Source organism: Delftia sp. RIT313, from assembly GCF_000632165.1.
In the GTDB taxonomy this organism is placed as follows: domain Bacteria; phylum Pseudomonadota; class Gammaproteobacteria; order Burkholderiales; family Burkholderiaceae_C; genus Comamonas; species Comamonas acidovorans.
The window spans coordinates 108,767-127,754 of the sequence record NZ_JFYT01000101.1 but is presented as its reverse complement, the minus strand read 5'-3'; the positions used below and the strand labels follow the sequence as shown (position 1 = coordinate 127,754).

General features: G+C 68.6%; 21 protein-coding genes. 13 read left to right on the top strand and 8 right to left on the bottom strand.

The annotated features are described in order from the left end of the window. Window positions 1-25 precede the first annotated feature (25 nt). Complete coding sequence (locus BW39_RS27755; RefSeq protein ID WP_043825410.1) at window positions 26-922, top strand: MBL fold metallo-hydrolase; 897 nt, start codon at window positions 26-28, stop codon at window positions 920-922. A 56-nt stretch (window positions 923-978) separates the two neighbouring features. Further along, window positions 979-1,389, top strand: a complete 411-nt coding sequence (locus tag BW39_RS27750) for an OsmC family protein (RefSeq protein WP_043825408.1) — start codon at window positions 979-981, stop codon at window positions 1,387-1,389. An 82-nt stretch (window positions 1,390-1,471) separates the two neighbouring features. Here BW39_RS27750 and BW39_RS27745 read toward each other — a convergent pair whose 3' ends face one another. After that, window positions 1,472-1,768, bottom strand: coding sequence for a hypothetical protein (locus tag BW39_RS27745; RefSeq protein ID WP_012202852.1), 297 nt, complete (start codon window positions 1,766-1,768; stop codon window positions 1,472-1,474). Between the two features lie 191 nt (window positions 1,769-1,959). Between BW39_RS27745 and BW39_RS27740 the strand changes: the two genes are divergently transcribed. Next, window positions 1,960-2,913: a pirin family protein gene (locus tag BW39_RS27740; protein WP_043825407.1), complete on the top strand. Its 954-nt coding sequence runs from the start codon at window positions 1,960-1,962 to the stop codon at window positions 2,911-2,913. A 100-nt stretch (window positions 2,914-3,013) separates the two neighbouring features. Here the strand turns inward: BW39_RS27740 and BW39_RS27735 are convergent, their stop codons facing one another. After that, entirely contained in the window at window positions 3,014-3,394 is a 381-nt protein-coding gene (locus tag BW39_RS27735; RefSeq protein ID WP_012202850.1) for an HPF/RaiA family ribosome-associated protein, read from the bottom strand. 372 nt (window positions 3,395-3,766) lie between these two features. On the opposite strand from BW39_RS27735, the gene BW39_RS30720 reads away from it, so the two are divergent. Continuing rightward, window positions 3,767-4,648, top strand: coding sequence for a gamma-glutamyl-gamma-aminobutyrate hydrolase family protein (locus BW39_RS30720; protein ID WP_012202849.1), 882 nt, complete (start codon window positions 3,767-3,769; stop codon window positions 4,646-4,648). On the opposite strand, the gene BW39_RS27725 is transcribed toward BW39_RS30720, so the two are convergent. Next, window positions 4,550-5,569: a LysR family transcriptional regulator gene (locus BW39_RS27725; RefSeq protein WP_043825403.1), complete on the bottom strand. Its 1,020-nt coding sequence runs from the start codon at window positions 5,567-5,569 to the stop codon at window positions 4,550-4,552. The two genes, BW39_RS30720 and BW39_RS27725, sit on opposite strands and share 99 nt — an antisense overlap. A 76-nt stretch (window positions 5,570-5,645) precedes the next feature. Between BW39_RS27725 and BW39_RS27720 the strand changes: the two genes are divergently transcribed. Then, a complete protein-coding gene (locus BW39_RS27720) occupies window positions 5,646-5,987 on the top strand; it encodes a protocatechuate 4,5-dioxygenase subunit alpha (protein WP_043825455.1) in 342 nt (113 codons plus the stop codon). A gap of 47 nt (window positions 5,988-6,034) precedes the next feature. Continuing rightward, window positions 6,035-6,880, top strand: coding sequence for a class III extradiol dioxygenase family protein (locus BW39_RS27715; RefSeq protein WP_043825402.1), 846 nt, complete (start codon window positions 6,035-6,037; stop codon window positions 6,878-6,880). Between the two features lie 87 nt (window positions 6,881-6,967). On the opposite strand, the gene BW39_RS27710 is transcribed toward BW39_RS27715, so the two are convergent. Both BW39_RS27710 and BW39_RS27705 read right to left on the bottom strand, forming a co-directional pair. Beyond that, on the bottom strand, window positions 6,968-7,438 hold the full coding sequence (locus tag BW39_RS27710) for an FKBP-type peptidyl-prolyl cis-trans isomerase (RefSeq protein WP_034399899.1): 471 nt from the start codon (window positions 7,436-7,438) through the stop codon (window positions 6,968-6,970). 111 nt (window positions 7,439-7,549) lie between these two features. Next, entirely contained in the window at window positions 7,550-8,452 is a 903-nt protein-coding gene (locus BW39_RS27705) for a LysR family transcriptional regulator (RefSeq protein WP_043825400.1), read from the bottom strand. A gap of 100 nt (window positions 8,453-8,552) precedes the next feature. Here BW39_RS27705 and BW39_RS27700 point away from each other — a divergent pair, with 100 nt between their 5' ends. Genes BW39_RS27700 through BW39_RS27690 form a run of 3 tightly spaced genes read left to right on the top strand, consistent with a single transcriptional unit; the run spans window position 8,553 to window position 11,431 of the window. Further along, the gene (locus tag BW39_RS27700) at window positions 8,553-9,569 is read left to right on the top strand and encodes a Bug family tripartite tricarboxylate transporter substrate binding protein (protein ID WP_043825399.1); all 1,017 of its coding nucleotides are present in this window, start codon (window positions 8,553-8,555) and stop codon (window positions 9,567-9,569) included. Window positions 9,570-9,585: 16 nt separating this feature from the next. Further along, the gene (locus tag BW39_RS27695; protein ID WP_043825397.1) at window positions 9,586-10,962 is read left to right on the top strand and encodes a lyase family protein; all 1,377 of its coding nucleotides are present in this window, start codon (window positions 9,586-9,588) and stop codon (window positions 10,960-10,962) included. 16 nt (window positions 10,963-10,978) lie between these two features. Next, window positions 10,979-11,431, top strand: a complete 453-nt coding sequence (locus BW39_RS27690; protein WP_013804545.1) for a carboxymuconolactone decarboxylase family protein — start codon at window positions 10,979-10,981, stop codon at window positions 11,429-11,431. A 16-nt stretch (window positions 11,432-11,447) separates the two neighbouring features. On the opposite strand, the gene BW39_RS27685 is transcribed toward BW39_RS27690, so the two are convergent. Together BW39_RS27685 and BW39_RS27680 are read right to left on the bottom strand one after the other, a co-directional pair. Then, window positions 11,448-12,494, bottom strand: a complete 1,047-nt coding sequence (locus tag BW39_RS27685; protein ID WP_043825395.1) for a pirin family protein — start codon at window positions 12,492-12,494, stop codon at window positions 11,448-11,450. 132 nt (window positions 12,495-12,626) lie between these two features. Continuing rightward, a complete protein-coding gene (locus BW39_RS27680; RefSeq protein WP_043825393.1) occupies window positions 12,627-13,349 on the bottom strand; it encodes a glutathione S-transferase C-terminal domain-containing protein in 723 nt (240 codons plus the stop codon). A 142-nt stretch (window positions 13,350-13,491) separates the two neighbouring features. Here BW39_RS27680 and BW39_RS27675 point away from each other — a divergent pair, with 142 nt between their 5' ends. Then, window positions 13,492-14,478: a Bug family tripartite tricarboxylate transporter substrate binding protein gene (locus tag BW39_RS27675; RefSeq protein WP_013804548.1), complete on the top strand. Its 987-nt coding sequence runs from the start codon at window positions 13,492-13,494 to the stop codon at window positions 14,476-14,478. 39 nt (window positions 14,479-14,517) lie between these two features. Here BW39_RS27675 and BW39_RS27670 read toward each other — a convergent pair whose 3' ends face one another. Beyond that, window positions 14,518-14,967, bottom strand: coding sequence for a DUF1439 domain-containing protein (locus tag BW39_RS27670; protein WP_224986070.1), 450 nt, complete (start codon window positions 14,965-14,967; stop codon window positions 14,518-14,520). A gap of 393 nt (window positions 14,968-15,360) precedes the next feature. Here BW39_RS27670 and BW39_RS27665 point away from each other — a divergent pair, with 393 nt between their 5' ends. The 3 genes from BW39_RS27665 to BW39_RS27655 all read left to right on the top strand — a co-directional run bounded on the left by BW39_RS27665 (window position 15,361) and on the right by BW39_RS27655 (window position 18,927). Then, window positions 15,361-16,434, top strand: coding sequence for a porin (locus BW39_RS27665; protein WP_043825391.1), 1,074 nt, complete (start codon window positions 15,361-15,363; stop codon window positions 16,432-16,434). 280 nt (window positions 16,435-16,714) lie between these two features. Then, on the top strand, window positions 16,715-18,079 hold the full coding sequence (gene yjjJ, locus BW39_RS27660; RefSeq protein ID WP_043825390.1) for a type II toxin-antitoxin system HipA family toxin YjjJ: 1,365 nt from the start codon (window positions 16,715-16,717) through the stop codon (window positions 18,077-18,079). Between the two features lie 200 nt (window positions 18,080-18,279). Further along, the gene (locus tag BW39_RS27655; protein ID WP_013804552.1) at window positions 18,280-18,927 is read left to right on the top strand and encodes a DUF924 family protein; all 648 of its coding nucleotides are present in this window, start codon (window positions 18,280-18,282) and stop codon (window positions 18,925-18,927) included. The last annotated feature ends 61 nt before the right edge of the window (window positions 18,928-18,988 follow it).

Here is an 18,988-nt window from a genome sequence, read left to right as displayed (position 1 = left end):
GAGCCCTCGAACCAGGAGTGCCTCCATGACATCACCGCTGCGCATTGCACCGTTCTTCGACGCCAACACCCACACCGTGACCTACCTGGCCTGGGACGCGGACACGGCCGAGGCCGCCGTCATCGACCCCGTGCTCGACTACGACCACGCCAGCGGCCAGGCCCACACCGGCTCGGCCGATGCCGTGCTGGACGCCGCGCAGGCCCAGGGCCTGCGAGTGCGCTGGATTCTGGAAACCCATGCCCATGCCGATCACCTCAGCGCAGCCCCGTACCTGCGCGAGCGCACGGGCGCCCCGATTGCCGTGGGCGAGCACATCCGCGAGGTGCAGCGCATCTTCCGCCCCGTCTTCAACCTGCCCGCGTCCGGCGGCGACCAGCCCTTCGACCGGCTGCTGGCCGACGGCGACAGCCTGCCGCTGGGCGGGCTGCGCATCGAGGTGATGCACACGCCCGGCCATACGCCGGCCTGCGTGTCCTACCGCGTCGCGGACGCGGTCTTCGTGGGCGATACGCTGTTCATGCCCGACTACGGCACGGCGCGCGCCGACTTCCCCGGCGGCGACGCGGGCACGCTGTTCCGCTCCATCCAGCGCCTGCTGGCCCTGCCGCCCGCAACGCGATTGTTCATGTGCCATGACTACAAGGCGCCGGGCCGCGACCGCCATGCCTGGGAAACCACGGTGGACGCGCAACGCGCCGGCAATGTGCATGTGCACACGGGCGTGGACGAGGCAAGCTTCGTGGCCATGCGCAACCAGCGAGACGCCACGCTGTCCGCGCCCGCCCTGCTGCTGCCCGCCATCCAGGTCAACATGCACGCAGGCCATTGGCCTGCGGCCGAGGCCAATGGCGTGCACTACCTCAAAATCCCGCTGCGCATGAAGCACCGGCCCCGGGCAGCGGACGCGAAGCAGGCGTAGAGTCGTCCGTTGCCTCTCCCACCCCTCTTGCGACACCCCAGGACAAAGGACCTTCCATGATCCACAGCGCCCACGCCACCAGCACGGACATCCCCTATCGCGTCACGCTCGGCGACCCCCAAGGCCACAGCTGGCATGTGGACGAGCCCGCGGACAAGGGCGGCGGCGACACGGCGCCCAACCCGCTGCAACTGCTGCTGTCGGCCCTGGGCGCCTGCACCACGGTCACGCTGCAGATGTACGCGGCGCGCAAGCAGTGGAAGCTGGGGCAGGTGGACGTGCAACTGCGCCTGAACCCCGAAGGCACGCCCGCCAGCGGCAACCTGATCGAGCGCCAGATCACGCTGCAAGGCGCGCTGGACGACGAGCAGCGCCAGCGCCTGCTGCAGGTGGCCGAGGCCTGCCCCGTGCACAAGCTGCTGGCCGGCGAGGTACACATCCAGACCGCGCTGCAGCTGCCGGCCTGAGCGCGGGCCGGGCCACCATGCAAAAAGCCCTGCAGCTGTCAGGCCGCAGGGCTTTTGGGAGTGGATGGGGACATGGCCGGCGTCAGGCTTGGCTGACCTCGATCTCCCCGGTGTCGACATAGAGCTCGAACTCGCGCTTGGCCAGCGACACGGTGATCGGCTGCTCGTCCTGGGTCCAGGACAGCACATAGCTTCCGATGGCCGTGGCCACCTGCACACGGGTGCCGCGCGGAATGTCTTCCAGGGGGCCGTCGCCTACCCGGTGCTGCACATTGCCGGTGACCGTGGCTTCGAACTTCTCGGGGAATCGCTGGACTTCCACGGCGCTCTGGACCGCCTCTTCAGCGGCTTCGGCTTGCGTCTGTACGGATGTATTCATGGCGTTTTCTCCTGTAAGAGTGAGGCCGGCGCCCGCCAAAATGGCGGGCGCCGGTCCGTTCTTCGAATGTAAACAATGTTCCTGAGAACGCGCTGTCAGCGAACAGGCCCAATCGATGCGAGCCGCGTTTGCCTGCTGCGCCGCGCTGCACGACACTGGTGGCTTCCCCCACGAAACAGGCCGATCCGACCATGTCCGACACGTCCCAGCCCCACTCCCAACCCCAGCACCTGCCCACCCGCACCGCCGATGTGGGCGGCATTCCCATCCAGCGCGCCATTCCCCAGCGCGCCTTGCGCAAGGTCGGCGCCTGGTGCTTTCTCGATCACGCCGGTCCTGCCGACCCCGCGCCACCGGGCATGCAGGTCAGCCCGCATCCGCACATCGGCCTGCAGACCTTCACCTGGATGATCCGCGGCGAAGTGCTGCACCGCGACAGCCTGGGCCACACCCAGATCATCCGCCCCGGCCAGGTCAACCTGATGACGGCCGGCCACGGCATCGCCCACTCCGAGGAAAGCCAGACGCCCTCGCACATCCACGCCGCGCAGCTGTGGATTGCGCTGCCCGAGTCGCACCGCAACGGTCCGCCGCGCTTCCAGCACTACCCCGAGCTGCCCAGGACCACGGTGGGCGACTTCACGGCCACGGTGCTGGCCGGCGAAGCGCTGGGCCTGACGTCGCCGGCCGAGGTGCACACGCCCCTGATGAGCGTGGACCTGCATGCGGACAGCGCGGGCAATGGCAATGCCGTCGCCACGCTGCCGCTGCGCGCCGATTTCGAGCATGCAGTGCTCAGCCTGGAAGGCAGCGTGAGCGTGAACGGCCAGCCCCTGCCGGTGGAGGAACTGCTCTACCTGCCCCTGGGCACGGCCTCGGTCGCCATCGAGACCACGCCCGGCAGCCGCCTGCTGGTCATTGGCGGCGAGCCCATGGATGAAGCCATCTTGCTGTGGTGGAACTTCGTGGCCCGCACCAGCGAAGAAATCGCCGAGGCCCGCGCGCAATGGGAAGCGGAGGCCGCTCAGGATGCGCAGGCCCTACCCGCAGGTGCGGCGCGCCGCTTCGGGCCGCCGCTGGCATCGCCCCTGAAGCCGCTGCATGCGCCTTCGCTGGACGGCGTGGTGCTGCGCGCCTCGCGCTGAACACGCTTGCTGCGGCGATCGACCTGCAGCCATGGCCCTGCCCAACAAAAAGGCGCCCCAATGGGGCGCCTTGCCGTTTGTGTTGCGGGGATTTCGAGGGTCAGGCCGGGCTGGCCGCATCCACCTCGGTGCCGTCTTCCACGCCGCGAACGCTCTCGCGGCCGTTCTTGTCCTTGAGCTTGCCCAGGTCGGTCTCCACGGCCCGCTTCAGCTTTTCAATGGCCGCGTTGAAGGCATCCTTGACCTTTTCAGCCTCGGCGTTCACGGCGATCGGCGGGCGGCCATTGGCCCGGGTCTCCAGAACGCAGCGCTTGCCGGGAGCGCCAGAGGTCTTGAGCGCATCGACGCCGGTGAGGAAAACCTCCACGCGTACCACGTAGTCCTTGAATCTCGCCAGCTTGGCGTTGATCTCTTCCTGCGCCCATTGCGCCAAGGACTCGCCACCCTGGATCGAATCGTCGGCATGAACCTGAACTTGCATGCATATCCTCCTAGTCGCCAAAAGCCGCACCACCGGCGCGGCGGGGTTGTCGGGGCCATTGATGAACTGGCGAATCCATCGTAACGCCATGCGGGCTGCCTGCACAGCAAGTCGCACCCTGCGTCGTCAGGTTTTTCGCGCTGCAGCATCCGCAGCCCCAACCCCTGCCTACAGGCTACACCCGCGGGCGGGGCGCCTGCACGAATGGACGGAAAAAGCTTGAGATGCCTCAAGACAACTCTTGCATTCACCTACACCTATTTGCAGTGATGGCCCTGCGCCGGTCGCGGGCGTTCAACCCCTTCCTACAGGTCGCAGGCACGATTGGGCTTACAACGTGACCATCAGGACTTTCCCCTTGCCCACCACCCCATGAGCCCACTTGCCTCACGCCGCCTCAAGATCGGCCTTTCGGCCTGTTTCTCCCATGCGGACCCGCAGCGTCCGCTTTTCACGGGCAAGACGCTGCAGTACGTGGAGCAATCGATAGCGCACTGGATCATGTCGGCCGGCGCCATGGTGGTGATGGTGCCCTGCCCCACAGGCGAGACCGCGCGCGGCGACGTGACGCTGGAGCACTATGCCGAGTGGCTGGACGGCGTGGTCATGCACGGCGGCGCCGATGTCTGGCCCGGCAGCTATGGCGAGGAACCCATGCGCCCCGAATGGCTGGGCGACCGCGTGCGCGACCTCTACGACCTGGCCGTGGTCGAGGCGTTTTCCCAGGCCGGCAAGCCCATCTTCGGCGTCTGCCGCGGTCTGCAGCTGATCAACGTGGCCTTCGGCGGAACGCTCTACCAGGACATCGAGACCCAGGTGCCCGGCTCGCAGCTGCACCGCAATCCCACCGAGTACGACCGCCACTACCACGACATCGCCATCGTGCCCGGCAGCCGGCTGGAGGCGCTGTACCCCACTCTGGACCGCGCACGCGTGAACAGCATCCACCACCAGGGCATCAAGGACGTGGCGCCCGAGTTCGATGTGGAGGCCTGGAGCCTGCCCGACCGCATTCCCGAGGCCATCTTCCGCAAGCCCGGCACGCTCAAGAGCTATATCGCGGCCACGCAGTGGCACCCCGAATTCCAGTTCCGCAACCCGGACACCAGCACGCTGGATGACAGCGTGCTGCTGCGCGACTTCCTGGCCGCCTGCTCACGCGCCCGCGTGAGCCCGGCCGTGAGCCACAGCCCCTTCCAGATCCGCAACCGCGCCGCGCGCCTGCTGCGCCGCGCCTTGCTTCGCAGGCATTGACGGCCCGGCGCCGCCAAGCGCCTGCGCCACCACCTGCTGCAACTGCCCGCGCAGCCACGCATGGGCGGGATCGGCCTGGTGGCGCGCGTGCCAGATCATGAACATGGGCAGCGGCGGGCAGTCCACGGGTACGGCAAAGCTGGCCAGCGATGACAGGGCCGTGCGGCCCAGCAGCGACGGCGCCGTCGCCAGCAGCGGCGTGCCGCGCACGAAGGCGGCCAGCGCCGCAAAGCCCGGCACGCGCACGGCAAAGCGGCGCTCCAGCCCGCGCGCCTGCAGTTGCAGGTCCAGATCCAGGGCCTGGCGGTCGGCATAGGCCACGGTGGCGTGGTCGGCCTGCAGATAGTCGGCCAGGCTGGCCGGCGGCTGTCGCACGGCGCTGTCATAGAAGACTGCGTACTCATCGCTGAACAGGCGCTTTTGCACGATGTCCGTGGCATCGGGCGGACGCGGGCTGATGGCCAGCAGGCAGGCGTCCGAGCGCAGCAGTTCGGCATCCGGCGCGCCGCTGTCGATCACGCGCAGCATGGCTGCGGGCGCTTGCGTGCGCAGGCGCCGGGCCAGCGCCGGCAGCAGCAACTCGCGCTGCAGGTCGTTGGCGGCAATGGTGATCTCGGCACGCCAGTGCGCGGGGTCAAAGCTGGGCCCCCGGCCGAACTGCTGCATTTGCCGCAGCAGCTCGCGCGCCGGGTCCTGCAGCGCCAGTGCATGGGCCGTGGGCGCAATGCCCCGCCCCTGCCGCACGAACAATCGGTCGCCCGTGATGGCGCGCAGCTTGTCCAGCAGATGGCTGACGGCCGACTGCGTCACGCCCAGGCGCTGAGCCGCCGCCGTGACGCTGCCGGTCTCCAGCACGGCCAGCAGCAGTTGCAGCAGCCTGCCATCGAGCTGCGATCCATCGATTTGTCTCATGCATTCCATGATTGGCCGCCGCTTTATCTTTGGCAACGCGCGCCGGACACTGCCGCTGATCCAACGCAAATACCGGAGACAAAACATGGCCGACCAGCCGCAGATTCCCGGCACCACCCTGTTCGATGGCAGGCAGGCCCGCAAGGGCTATGCGCTCAACAGCATGTGCTTTTCCTTCAACGAGCTGGCCAACCGCCAGGCCTTCCTGGCCGACGAGGAGGACTATATGCGCAGCTACGGCCTGAACCAGGAGCAGGCCGATGCCGTGCGCGCCCGCAACGTGCTGCAGATGATCGCGGCCGGCGGCAACGCCTACTACCTGGCCAAGCTGGCCGGCATCTTTCACCTGGACATGCAGGACATAGGCGCCCAGCAGACCGGCATGACCAAAGCCGAGTTCCAGGCCCTGCTGCGCTCGCACGCCTGAGCACCGCCGCAGACCACACGCAAGACACAGCACAGGAGACACCCACCATGGCACATCTCATCGGCGGCCTCGGCACCTCGCACATTCCCGCCATCGGCAACGCCATCCACAAGGGCCTGCAGAACGAGCCCTACTGGAAGCCCTTCTTCGACGGCTTCCCGCCCATCCGCGAATGGCTGGCCGCCCAGCGCCCCGACGTGGTGGTGATGTTCTACAACGACCACGGCCTGAACTTCTTCCTCGACAAGATGCCCACCTTCGCCGTGGGCGCGGCCGAGCGCTACTGCAACGCCGACGAAGGCTGGGGCATTCCCACGCTGGCACCGCTGCGCGGCCACACGGAGCTGTCATGGCACCTGATCGAGTCCCTGGTGGGCGAGGATTTCGACGTGGTCAGCTGCCAGGAGATGCTGGTGGACCACGCCTGCACGCTGCCGCTCAAGCTGTTCTGGCCCGAGGGCGACTGCCCTGTGGCCGTCGTGCCGGTGTGCATCAACACCGTGCAGTTCCCGCTGCCCTCGGCGCGCCGCTGCTATGCGCTGGGCCAGGCCGTGGGCCGGGCCATCGCGCGCTGGAACAGCGACCAGCGCGTGGCCGTCATTGCCTCAGGAGGCCTGTCGCACCAGCTCGATGGCGAGCGCGCGGGCTTCATCAACAAGGCCTTCGACCTGCAGTTTCTCGACAGCCTGGCCACCAATCCCGAATGGGCCACGCAGTTCAGCGTGCATGAACTGGTGGAAAAGACCGGCACCCAGGGCGTGGAACTGCTGATGTGGCTGGCCATGCGCGGCGCCCTGTCCGCGGCTGCGCCCGGCGTGCGCCGCGTGCACGGCAACTACCACATACCGATCTCCAACACCGCCACGGCGCTGCTGGCGCTGGAGGCGGTCTAGTCGGAAAACACAAAGGCCGCCGGGCATGCCAGGCGGCCTTTGTGCTTTGCGGGGCCGTGCGGACCGGGTGTATCCCGGCCCTGCCTCTCAATGGTGGTGGCCGTGGCCGCCGTGCACGTGGCGGTGCTCGATTTCCTCGGGCTTGGCCGCGCGCACTTCGGTGACCTTGCAGGCAAAGTGCAGCGCCATGCCGGCCAGCGGGTGGTTGCCGTCCAGCAGCACCACGGGGCCCTTGATCTTGACCACGTGGTAGATCTGGGGCTGGCCCTGGTCATCGGTGCCGCGCAGTTGGCCGCCGACCTTCACGCCGGGCGGGAACTCGCCCTTGGGGATGGTGCGGGTCAGGCTCTCGTCGCGCGCGCCGAAGGCGTCTTCCACGGCCAGGTCCACGGTCAGCGTGTCGCCCACGGCCTTGCCGTCCAGGGCGGCTTCCACCTTGGCGAAGATGTTGTCGTAGCCGCCGTGCAGATAGGCCACGTCGCCCTTGTCGAGCAGTTTGCCCAGCTTGTCGGTGATCTTGTAGTTGATGGTGACGGCGGTGTCTTTGGTGATGTTCATGGCAAAGGCCTTGGAAAACCGCAGCGCAGAAGGCGCGCCGCGCAAAGCTGCCATTGTCGGCGACCTGGGGCATTCCAGCGTCGCGGTCGTGGGTTCACCGGCCGCCCGACCTCAAGCCAGGCACTCGCGCGCGCATTCGAGCAGGCTGCGCGCCCAGCGCGCGCGGGCCGAGGTGTTCAGCCACAGCAGGCCCACCTTGCGGGCATCGGCGGGGCGGGAGCCGGCGCCGTCCGCAGCGGCGCCCTGCTCGGGCAGCGCCAGCACGCGCACGTCGCGGCCCTGGGAGAGCACGGGGCCTATGTCGGGCACCAGGCCCACGCCCAGGCCCTGGTCCACCATCATGGCCACGGCCAGCACCGAGTTCAGTTCCATGCGCTCCAGCGGCGCAATGCCCTGGGCGCGCAGGTAGCGGTCGGCCAGCCGGCCACCGGCCAGGGAGCGGTCGTAGCGCACCAGGGGCCGGGTGCGCAGCAGGGCCAGCGGGTCCTGCTGCGCATCGCGGGCGCGGCACAGCACGACCAAAGGCTCCTGGCGCAGCTCGGCCCAGCACACGGTCTTGGGCAGGTCGAACGAGGGTTGCAGGCAGATCAGCACGTCCAGCTCGGACTGGACCAGGGCCGTGTACAGCTCGGGCGTGAGGCCGGCGCGCACGCTGATGCGCACCTCGGCGTGGCGCGCCACGAAGGCCCGCATCACGGCGGGCACAAAGCCGTGCAGCGCCGTGTTCACGGTGCCCAGCCGCAGCTCGCCGCCGTCCGCGTCCGAGGCCACCCACTCGCGCAGGCCCTCGAAGTCCTGCAGCAGCTGGCGGCCACGCTCGAACAGCCGCTCGCCCGCCTCGGTGGCGCGCACGCTGCGGCCATGGCGCACCAGCAGCGGCGCACCCAGCTCGCCTTCCAGCACGCGCATTTGCTGGGCAATGGCCGAGGGGCTCAGGTCCAGCTGGCGAGCGGCCTCGGACATGGAGCCGGTGTCCACCACTCTCAAGAAATTGTGTATGTATCTCACGTCCATTTCACACATTTTCTTGAATCACAACGCAGATGCAACTGCTGTTTTCCCAGGCTGCGCTGCACCACACTGCGTGACAACGACTATTTCAGGAGACAGACGCATGGATTCCCGGCCCACCTCTCAAACCGCTCAAGCCTCTCAGACCTCTTTGCCGCGCCGGATGTGGCTGTCCACCGCCGCCGCCGCGCTGGCCGCCTGTGCGCTGCCGGCCTGGGCCCAAAAGCGCGGCAGCCGCCTGGTGGTGCCGTTTGCGCCGGGCGGCGGCAACGATGTGTTCGCGCGGCAGATGGCGCATGGCCTCAACGAGTCCTTCGGCTACGGGATGATCGTGGAGAACAAGGCCGGCGCGGGCGGCAATCTGGGCACGGAAGCCGTGGTGCGTGCGGCCGGCGACGGCAGCACCTGGCTGCTGGGCCATACGGGCACGGTGTCCATCAATCCCTCGCTGTATCCGGGCCTCAAGTTCAATGCGGCCACCGATCTGCAGCCGGTGGCCATGTTCGCCTCGTCGGCCCTGCTGCTGGTCGTGCCGGCTTCCTCGCCCGTGCGCAGCGTGGCCGATCTGGCCGAGCAGATGCGCAAGCGCAGCGGCGAGATGAACTACGCCTCCAGCGGCTCGGGCACGGGCGGCCACCTGACGGGCGAGATGTTCGCCCACGCGCTGGGCGCCAAGGCCATCCACGTGCCGTACAAGGGCACGGCCCCGTCGCTGACCGACCTGGTGGGCGGCAATGTGGACTTCAGCTTTGGCGTGATTCCCGCGGCCATGGCCCTGGTGAAGGCCGGCAAGCTGCGCGCCCTGGCCGTGACCGGAGCCAAACGCCAGCCCCAGCTGCCCGACGTGCCCACGGTGGCCGAGTCCGGCGTGCGTGCACTGGCCGACTTCGAGAGCTCGCTGACCTACGGCATCCTCGCGCCCAGGGGCACGCCTGCCGAGACGGTGCGCGCGCTGGGGCGCGACATCCTCAAGGTGGCGTCTGCCGAGTCCTTCCAGTCGCGCCTGGGCATCGAGGGCGCCGTGCCGCTGCTGGGCGATGGCGCGCAGTACGCGGCCCGCATCCAGGTGGAGAGCGCCAAGTGGGCCGCCGTGATCAAGGCCTCGGGCGCCACGGCCTGAGACCGGCAAGGACAGCATGTCATTGGTGAAGGACTATCTGGGCCCCGCCGACAGCGGCCACTGGTTTGCGGACGCGCGCTGGCTGCAGGCGCTGCTGCGCTTCGAGAGCGCGCTGGCCCAGGCCCAGGCCGACTGCGGCCTGGTGCCGCGCCCGGCCGCCGAGGCCATTGCGCGCGCCTGCGCGCAGGCGCCGCTCACGTGCGAAGGCGTGGTGGAGCAGGCACGCGCCAGCGGCGCGCTGGGCCTGGCCGTGGTGCGGCCGCTGCAGCAGTGGCTGCAGGCCCACGCCCCCGAAGGCCTGCCCTGGCTGCACTGGGGTGCGACCACGCAGGACGCCGTGGACACGGCGCAGGCCCTGCTCACGCAGCAGGCCCTGCAGGCGCTGCTGGCCGAGCTGGACGCGCTGCAGTCCGCACTGCAGGCCCTGGCCCGCACGCACGCGGCCACGCCCATGCTGGCGCGCAGCCTGCTGCAGCCCGCGCAGATCACCAGCTTCGGATTCAAGTGCGCGCAGTCGGCTGCCGCCGTGGGGCGCAGCATCGAACAGTTTGAAAGGCTTGCCACCGCTGCGCTGTGCGTGCAATTGGGCGGCGCCGTGGGCAATGGCGCCGTGCTGGGAAACCGCCGTGCCGAGGTGGAGCAGGCACTGGCCCGGCGCCTGGGCCTGTCGGCCTGCGGCCACAGCTGGCATACCCAGCGCGACGACTGGATGCGCCTGGCCATGGAGGCCGCCGTATGCGGCGGCAGCCTGGCCAAGCTGGCCAAGGACTGGTCGCTGATGGCGCAGTACGAGGTGGGCGAGGTCAGCGAGGCGCCGCGCGGCAGCACCTCCAGCGCCATGCCGCACAAGCGCAATCCCGTGCACCTGATGCAGGCAGTGGCACAGGCCCAGGCCGTGCCCCAGCTTGCGGCCCTGCTGCTGGGCTGCATGGCCCAGGCCCATGAGCGCGCGCTGGGCGAGTGGCAGGCCGAGGTCGCGCACTGGCCCGACCTGTGGCGCCATGTGCATGGCGCCGCCGCCGCATTGCGCCAGGCCGCGCAGTCGCTGCAGGTGCATCCGCAGCGCATGCTGGGCCATGTGCGGGGCCTGCACGGACTGGTGTTTTCAGAGGCCTGCGTGCACGCCATGGCACCCTGGACGGGCAAGCCCGAGGCCCTGGCCGCCGTGGAGCTGCTGGCCCCGCAGGCGCTGGAGCAGGGGCGCGAGCTGCGCCTGCTGCTGGCCGAATGGGCCGCGCCCCGGCTGGACGCAGCGGCCCTGCAGGCGCTGCAAGATGCGCTGGCCCGGGCCTGCGACCCGGCCCGCGCCGTGCAGGCATCGCATGATGCGTGCCTGGCGCTGCTGGCAGCGCCGCAGACCCACGCCCACGCCAATGCCCATTCCCATGATTGACACAGGAACCCCCGCCATGACCGAACCTTCCGCCGACGCCCTGCAGCGCGGCCTTGCCAACCGCCGCCGCGTGCTGGGCGATGAATGGGTGGACCAATCCGTGGCGCGCGCCAACGAACTGAATGTGGAGTTCCAGCGCATGATCACGGCCTATGCCTGGGACGGCATCTGGAGCCGCCCCGGCCTGGAGCGCCGCACGCGCCGCATCATGGTGCTGGCCATCACGGCCTCCATGGGCCGCTGGGAAGAGTTCGAGCTGCACATCCGTACGGGGCTGCTGGCCGACCCGGCCGATGCCGAGGCCGCGCCGCTGGATCTGGACACCATCCGCGAAGTGCTGCTGCAGACCGCCGTCTATGCCGGCGTGCCCGCAGGCAACACCGGCATGGCCATCACGCTGAAGATCCTCAAGGAGCTGGGGCGCACGCCCGCGCCGGCCAGCTTTCATCCGCCCGCAGACACGGCCTGACGCGGCCTGACCGGACTCAGGCGGCCGGCGGCTGCTCCTCGGCCGCAGCGCCCGGGTAGCGCGCAAAGCGCCGGTTCTCTGCGCCATGCACCGGGTCCTGCTCGGCCCAGGGCCATCCGCCGAACTGGGTGCGCCGGTAGTCCTGCATGGCCTGCATGATTTCCTGCTGCGTATTCATCACGAAGGGGCCGTACTGCGCCACGCTCTCGCCAATGGGGCGGCCCTGCAGCACCAGGCATTCCACGGCGTCGGCGCCGCTGTTGTGCAGCTCCCAGTCCTGCGTGGCATCCACATGCAGGGCCGCATGCTGTGCCAGCGCCGTGGGCCCGACCTGCAGTGCCTGGCCTGCAAAGAAATACAGCATGCGCTGCGTGTCCGCACCGGCTGCGCGCGGCAGCGTCCAGCGTGCGCCGGGCTCCAGGCGCAGTGTCCAGATGGCCACGTCGCCCTCGGGTTGCGAGGCCCAGGATTCGGGCGGCGGCGGCAGGGCGGCCGCCGTGCCGGGCAGGCTGCCTGCGACCACGGTGACCACGGTCCTGCGGCCTGCGGCGTCTGCGTGCTCCAGGCGCGGGATGCGCTCGTTCCAGAACATGGTGAAGTGCGGCTCCACCATCTTGGAGCGCGCAGGCAGGTTCAGCCAGATCTGGAACAGCTCCAGCGGATTGGGCGCGTCGCTGTCGAGCAGCGGGAACATCTCCGAATGCTGGATTCCCTTGCCGGCCGTCAGCCACTGCACGTCGCCGCCGCCAAAGCGCGCGGCCGCGCCCAGCGAATCGGAATGGTCGATCAGGCCCTTGCGCACCAGGGTCACGGTCTCGAAGCCGCGGTGCGGGTGGCCGGGAAAGCCCGGCACGCCATCGCCGTGGTACATGGAAAAGCCGTCCTTGCGGCTGAAGTCGCTGCCCATCTGGCGGCCTTCCAGGTCCACGGCCTGCACGCCCAGGCGGCCATCGCTGGGCGGATAGGCATCGTCATGGTGGGCACAGAACAGGAAGGGGTCCATGGTGGGCCACAGCGGGCCCAGCGGCTGGCTCTGGAGGACGGGGGTGGTGGCTGCGGTCATCGTGGCTCCTGTGAGGCTGCGCCCGCAAGAAAAAAGGGGGCGCTGCATTCTCGGACAGATGCGGCCCCCGCGCCGGTTTTGAAAGCCACCATGGCTGGGACAGTGCGGCCCAGGAATGCAACGCCCGCCGGGTCAGTTGCGCGGCGGCGTCACCAGGCCCTTTTGCACGGCCGGGCGCGCCACGAAGGCGGCCAGCACGCGCTGCAGCTCGGGAAAGCGCTCCCAGCCCAGCAGTTCGGCCGCGTTGTAGCCCTGCTCCACCACCATGTTGCGCACCCAGGGCCACAGGGCGATGTCGGCAATGGTGAACTGCTCGCCCATCACCCAGGCGCGGCCTGTGAGGCGGCGCTCCAGCACACCCAGCAGGCGCACGGACTCGTTCACGTAGCGGTCGCGCGGGCGCTTGTCCTCGAAGTCCTTGCCCGCGAATTTGTGGAAGAACCCCAACTGGCCGAACATGGGGCCGACGCCACCCATCTGGAACATCAGCCACTGCAGCGTTTCATAGCGCGCGGCCGGGTCGGCGGGCAGCAGCGGGCTGCCGGACTTCTCGGCCAGGTAGACCAGGATGGCGCCCGATTCGAACAGCGCCAGCGGCTTCCCGCCCGGGCCTTGCGGGTCCAGGATGGCCGGGATCTTGTTGTTGGGAAAGGTGTCCACGAACTCGGGCGAGAGCTGGTCATTGCTCTCGAAGCCCACGCGGTGCGCCTCATACGGCAGGCCCATCTCCTCCAGAGCGATCGACACCTTGACGCCGTTGGGCGTGGGCAGGGAATACAGCTGGATGCGGTCCGGCTGCGTGGCCGGCCACTTGCGCGTGACGGAAAAGGCGGAAAGCGGATTCTGTGAAGTCATGGGGCACCTTGAAGGCTGGACGGGTTCGCCAAGAAATCGATGGCCGCTGCATCGTAACGTTCGGCGCCCAGCCATGCTTGGCACGCTAAATAATGGCAGACCCGGCCCTGCCGCCGGGTCATAACAATCAACGGAGACATGCATGACAAGACATTCCACCCGCCGCCACGCACTGGCCCTGCTCGGCACCACCGCCGCCGCCTGGGCGGCCCTGCCCCTGGTCGCCACAGCGGCCGGCTACCCCGAGCGCCCCGTGACCGTAGTCGTGCCCTACTCGCCCGGCGGCGGCGTGGACATCATCACGCGCCTGGTCACGCCGCCCATGGCCGAGCTGCTGGGCCAGTCCCTGGTGGTGGACAACAAGCCCGGCGGCGGCACCAACATCGGCATGGGCGCGGTGGCACGCGGCGCGGCCGACGGCTACCTGCTGCTGACGGCATCCAATACGCTGACCACCAACAAGGCGCTGTACGCCAAGCTCAATTTCGATCCGCTCAAGGACCTCATCCCGGTGGGCCGCATCGGCGAGGCGCCGCTGGTCGTGGTGGTCAACGCCAAGTCGCCCCACAAGAACCTGGCCGAGCTGATCGCCGCCGGCAAGGCCAAGGCCGGCGCGCTGTCCTATGGCACGGCTGGCGTGGGCAGCTCGGGCCACATGGCCAGTGCCCTGCTGGAGCGCGCAGGCGGCTTCCAGGCCGTGCACATTCCCTACAAGGGCGGCTCGGCCGCCGTGACCGACCTGCTGGGCGGGCGGCTGGACTTCATGGCCATCAACCCGCTGGAGGTGGCCGGCCATGTGGGCAGCGGTGCGCTGCGCGCCCTGGCGGTGCTCAACCACAATGGTTCGCGCCTGTTGCCGGGCGTGCCCACGGCACGCTCGCTGGGAGTGAATGTGCAGGCCACCGTGTGGTGGGGCCTGGTGGCGCCGGCCGGCACGCCGCCGGCCGTGGTGCAGGCGCTGAACCAGGCTTTGAACAAGAGCCTGGCCCAGCCCGCCGTGCTGCAGAAGCTGGCCGACATCGGCGCATCGCCCATGGGCGGCACGCCGGCCGAGTTCGGCGCCTTCATTCAGGCCGAGAGCGCCGAGCTGGGCGAGGTGATTCGCGCCGCCAATATCCGCGCAGACTGAGGCGCGGGCGAAGGGAAGGACGAAGGCGCGCCGCTGCGCTCAGCGCGGCGCGACGGGCTTCTGGACCAGGGCCACGCTCAGGCCGTCCGGCGTCACCGTGATGGCGCCGGGCTCCATGTTCAGCGAGTCCATCAGGGCCAGTTCCTTGTCCTGCAGCTGGTAGAGCACGAGCTGGCCCAGCGCCTGCTCGGCCAGCGCGCTGGCGTAGGTGGTGAGCATGTCGCTCATGGCGGGCGCCAGGTCATTGATGACCAGGCTGTTGACCTTGATCTGGTGGGCGCGCAGCGTGCGGTCCGTGGGCTCGTAGCGCAGCGCGAAGTCCAAGTTCAGATGGCCGCCATAGCCCTGCTTGAGCACGGGCCCCGACAGATCGGCCTGCAGCACCGCATTGAGCGCGTTGCGCTCGGGCAGCAATCCCAGCACCGGCGAATGCAGCTTGAGCTGCAGCATGCCGGCCACGGGGAACTGCCGGGGAAAGCGCTGGGCCACCACCTCCTGCAGCCTTTGCCGCGAAACCGAGACATTCCCAGGTCCGGACTTTCCCGAACATCCGGTCGCGGCCAGGCTGCAGCCCGCTGCCACGACCATCAACAAAAAGCGGCGATTCATCACGACAGCACAAGCCTCAGAAAGCCCGACACGAAACCCTGAAGCGCCATGCATGCCATACGCATGGCGCTATGTTTTTTGAGAGCGACATTGTCCCGCCAGGGGCTATTCCCTGTCCCTGCAGTGGGTGTTGCCCGGCACCTGCGCGCAGCCACTTCGAGAACGAAACGACATAGCAGCTAGTGCCCGCCGGACATAGGCAGTACCGGCTCCCATACGGAAACTCGGCCGCTCGCAAAGTTCCCGCCTTCCAGAAGAAATCAAGGAGACACCATGAAGAAGAACATCGCCCTCGCCCTGCTGGCCACAGGCTGCGCGGCCGGCCCCGCCCTGGCGCAGTCCACCAGCAGCGTGAGCCTGTACGGCATCATCGACGTGTCGGTGCGCGCACAAAGCGGCCTGTCGGGCGCCAATGCGCCGGCTGCGGGCAGCATGGGCTCGGTCAACAGCGGCGTGGGTCCCACCAGCCGCTGGGGCATACGCGGCAGCGAGGACCTGGGAGGCGGCCTGCGCGCCATCTTCAACCTCGAATCCACGCTGGGCGCCGACGTGGGCGGCATCGGCGGCGTGGCCGGCACCTTCGACCGGGCGGCCATCGTGGGCCTGGCCGGCCACTGGGGCGCGGTCACGGCTGGCCGGCAGAACACGCTGATCTCCGACTCCGTGGGCCTGGTCGATCCCATCGCCCTGCGCTTTGCGGGCCTGAACCCCAACATCCAGGTCACCAGCCTCACGGGCCACGGCCTCAACAACGAATGGGGCGCCACCAACACCAAGGTGGGCTCCAACCGCGTCAACAACTCCATCAAGTACTCGGGCAGCTTTGGAGGCCTCACGGCGCGCGCCATGTACAGCTTCGGGGAGACCGGCGTGTCGGCCTCGCGCCTGGACACGCGCGGCCTGGGCCTGGACTGGCGCCAGGACGATCTGGTGCTGACCAGCGCCTACACCCAGTTCCACGACGCCAGCGGACGCACGCTGGACGCCGCCAACATCGGTGGCGCCTGGAGCCGTGGCGACCTGCGCCTGATGCTCAACTACGGCCGCAACAAGGCCGAGACCAGCGACACCGCGAAAACCACGAACAAGATCCTGGCGCTGGGCGCACGCTACGCCATCACACCCGTCATCGGCCTGAACGGCGGCTACTACAAGGTGGACCGCGAGCGCACGGGCCAGGGCGACGACGGCTTCCAGCGCCTGATCGGCTTCGTGGACTACCAGCTGTCCAAGCGCACCAGCCTGTTCCTGGAGCTGGACACGACCAAATGGAAGAACGGTTACCAGGGCGCAGGCAACAAGACACGCGCCAGCGGCATCAGCCTGGGTATCACGCACAATTTCTGACCCCCTGAGCGGCTGGCGCCGCTTCCCCCAGGGGACGACGCCCTCGGCTAGGCGCCCCCGCCGCGAGGCGGCTCTTGCTCGGCGTCTCTGAGTTGGAGCACGCCAGTTTCACAGGCTGTGATCGTGATTCGCAGACCTGCAAGCCGCCGCGAAATCCAGCTTTGCCGCGCCCTTGGGCGCGGTTTTTTTATCTATTCATATATCCATTCATGGATTTGCATAAATCCTTGATTTTCAATAAATTAACCCCTTGTTTCATCCATTCATGAATTGATTCCCCATGCCCACTGAAGACCTCTCCCTGCAGGTGCTGGCAGCACTGCGCCGCCAGGGCGGTGCGCTGGCGGCGCGCGAGTTGCAGCAGATGCTGGGCGTGAGCCAGCCCACGGTGTCGCGCGCGCTGGCACCGCTGATCCAGTCGGGCCAGGTGCGCAAGGTGGGGGCGGCGCGCACGCAGCGCTATGTGCTGCCGCGCCAGGTGGCGGGCGTGGGCGCCGAGGTGGCCATCATGCGCGTGGACGCCGAAGGCCATGCATCGCCCTTCGGCCGGATGATCGCCCTGCACGGCGGCGGCTTCTGGGTGGATGAGGCCGACGGCCTCAGCGAGCAGCACGACGGCCTGCCCTGGTTCCTGGACGACATGCGGCCCCAGGGCTTCATCGGCCGCAGCTTTGCGCACAGCCACCCCGAACTGCAGCTGGGCGGCGACCCGCGCCAGTGGGGCGAGGACGATGTGCTGCGCGCCCTGGCCCGCTTTGGCGAAGACCTGCCGGGCAACCTCATCGTGGGCGAAGCCGCCTTCGAGCGCTTCCACTCCCTGCCCGCGCGCACGCTGCGCGCCGCCTCTGCGGCCGACTATCCGCGCCTGGCCATGCAGGCCATGCAGGGCACGCATCCGGGCTCGTCGGCGGGCGGCGAGCAGCCCAAGTTCTGCTGCATCACGGCCGGACGCAGCGTCATCGTCAAGTTCTCCCCGGCAGGCAACGCGCCGGCCGAGCAGCGCATCCGCGACCTGCTGGTCTGCGAGCACCTGGCACTGCAGACCCTGGCCGAAGACGGCCTGCCCGCAGCGCGCACGCGGCTGTTCCTCGATGGGGGCCGCGCCTTCCTCGAATCGGAGCGCTTCGACCGCAGCCAGCCGTCGCCGGGCGATGTGCCAGTCTCACAGGCCCACCCGGGCAGCAACCCTGGACGCATCGGCATGGTGTCCCTGCAGGTGCTCAATGCCCAGTACGTGGGCGAGGTGGACAACTGGGCGGCCACGGCCAACCGACTGGCCGCACGCGGCCTCATCACCGAGGCCGACGCGCGCAGCCTGCGCCTGCTCGAAGCCTACGGCCAGCTCATCGCCAACACCGACCGGCACTACGGCAACATCTCCTTCGTGCTGCCGCAGCCCCATGGCGACTGGGCGCTGTCGCCCACCTACGACATGCTGCCCATGCTCTACATGCCCATCAACGGCGAGATCGTGGAGCGCGACTTCGGCGCCCAGCCCCAGCGACCAACGGCCGCCACGCTGGCCGAATGGCCGCAGGCCCAGGCGCTGGCACGCCGCTTCTGGCAGGCCGTGGCGCAGGATGCGCGCATCTCCGGGGACTTTCGCAACATTGCCACGCGAAATCTTGAATTCATGAGTGCCTGATTGACAGGCACCAGCAATGAAATCCGAATACCAATCTGTGGATAACACCGGTAATTTCTCTTGAAAAACCTGTGCGCATTCTCTTGAAAAACATTTGCACAAGCTGTGCTTTGACAGCGCAAAACCTGCCATCCACAAGGGCAGTACGCCACCGCCTGCACAATCGAAGGCTTCCTCATCCGACAAGAGCCTGGCCACCGATGACAAGCATTGCCCCTTCTCACGCCGCAGACCCGCGCATCGCCGACGTGCTCAGCTACTGGCTGGGCTCCGCGCATCCCGACAACGCGGGCGCCCTGGCCTGCAAGAACCTGTGGTTCATCAAGTCCGATGCCACTGACGACCAGATCCGCGAGCGCTTCGGCGCCCTGGTCGAAGATGCGCTGGCCGGCCAACTGGACGGCTGGGCCGGCACGGCGCTGGGGCGGCTGGCGCTGATCGTGTTGCTGGACCAGTTCACGCGCAACCTGTTCCGGGGCACGGCACGCAGCTTTGCAGGCGACCCGCAGGCGCTGCAACTGGCGCTGGACGGCATCGCCCTGGGCCATGACCGGCATGCCGACCTGCCAGCCGTGGCGCGCATCTTCTGCTACCTGCCGCTGGAGCATGCCGAAGACCTGGCCCTGCAGGACCGCAGCGTGGCCGCCTTCCAGGCCCTGGCCGACCAGGCCGGTGACGCTGGCGGCGAGGGCGTGCGCGAGTTCCTCGCCGGCACGCTGGACTACGCCCACCGGCACCGCGACGTCATCGTGCGCTACGGCCGCTTTCCGCACCGCAATGCCATCCTGGGCCGCACCAGCACGGCCGAGGAACTGCAGTACCTGTCCCAGCCCGGCTCAGGGTTCTGAGAGCGCAGCGGATCTCCTTCACCCACAAAAAAAGGGAACGTGCCAACGTTCCCTTTTTTGC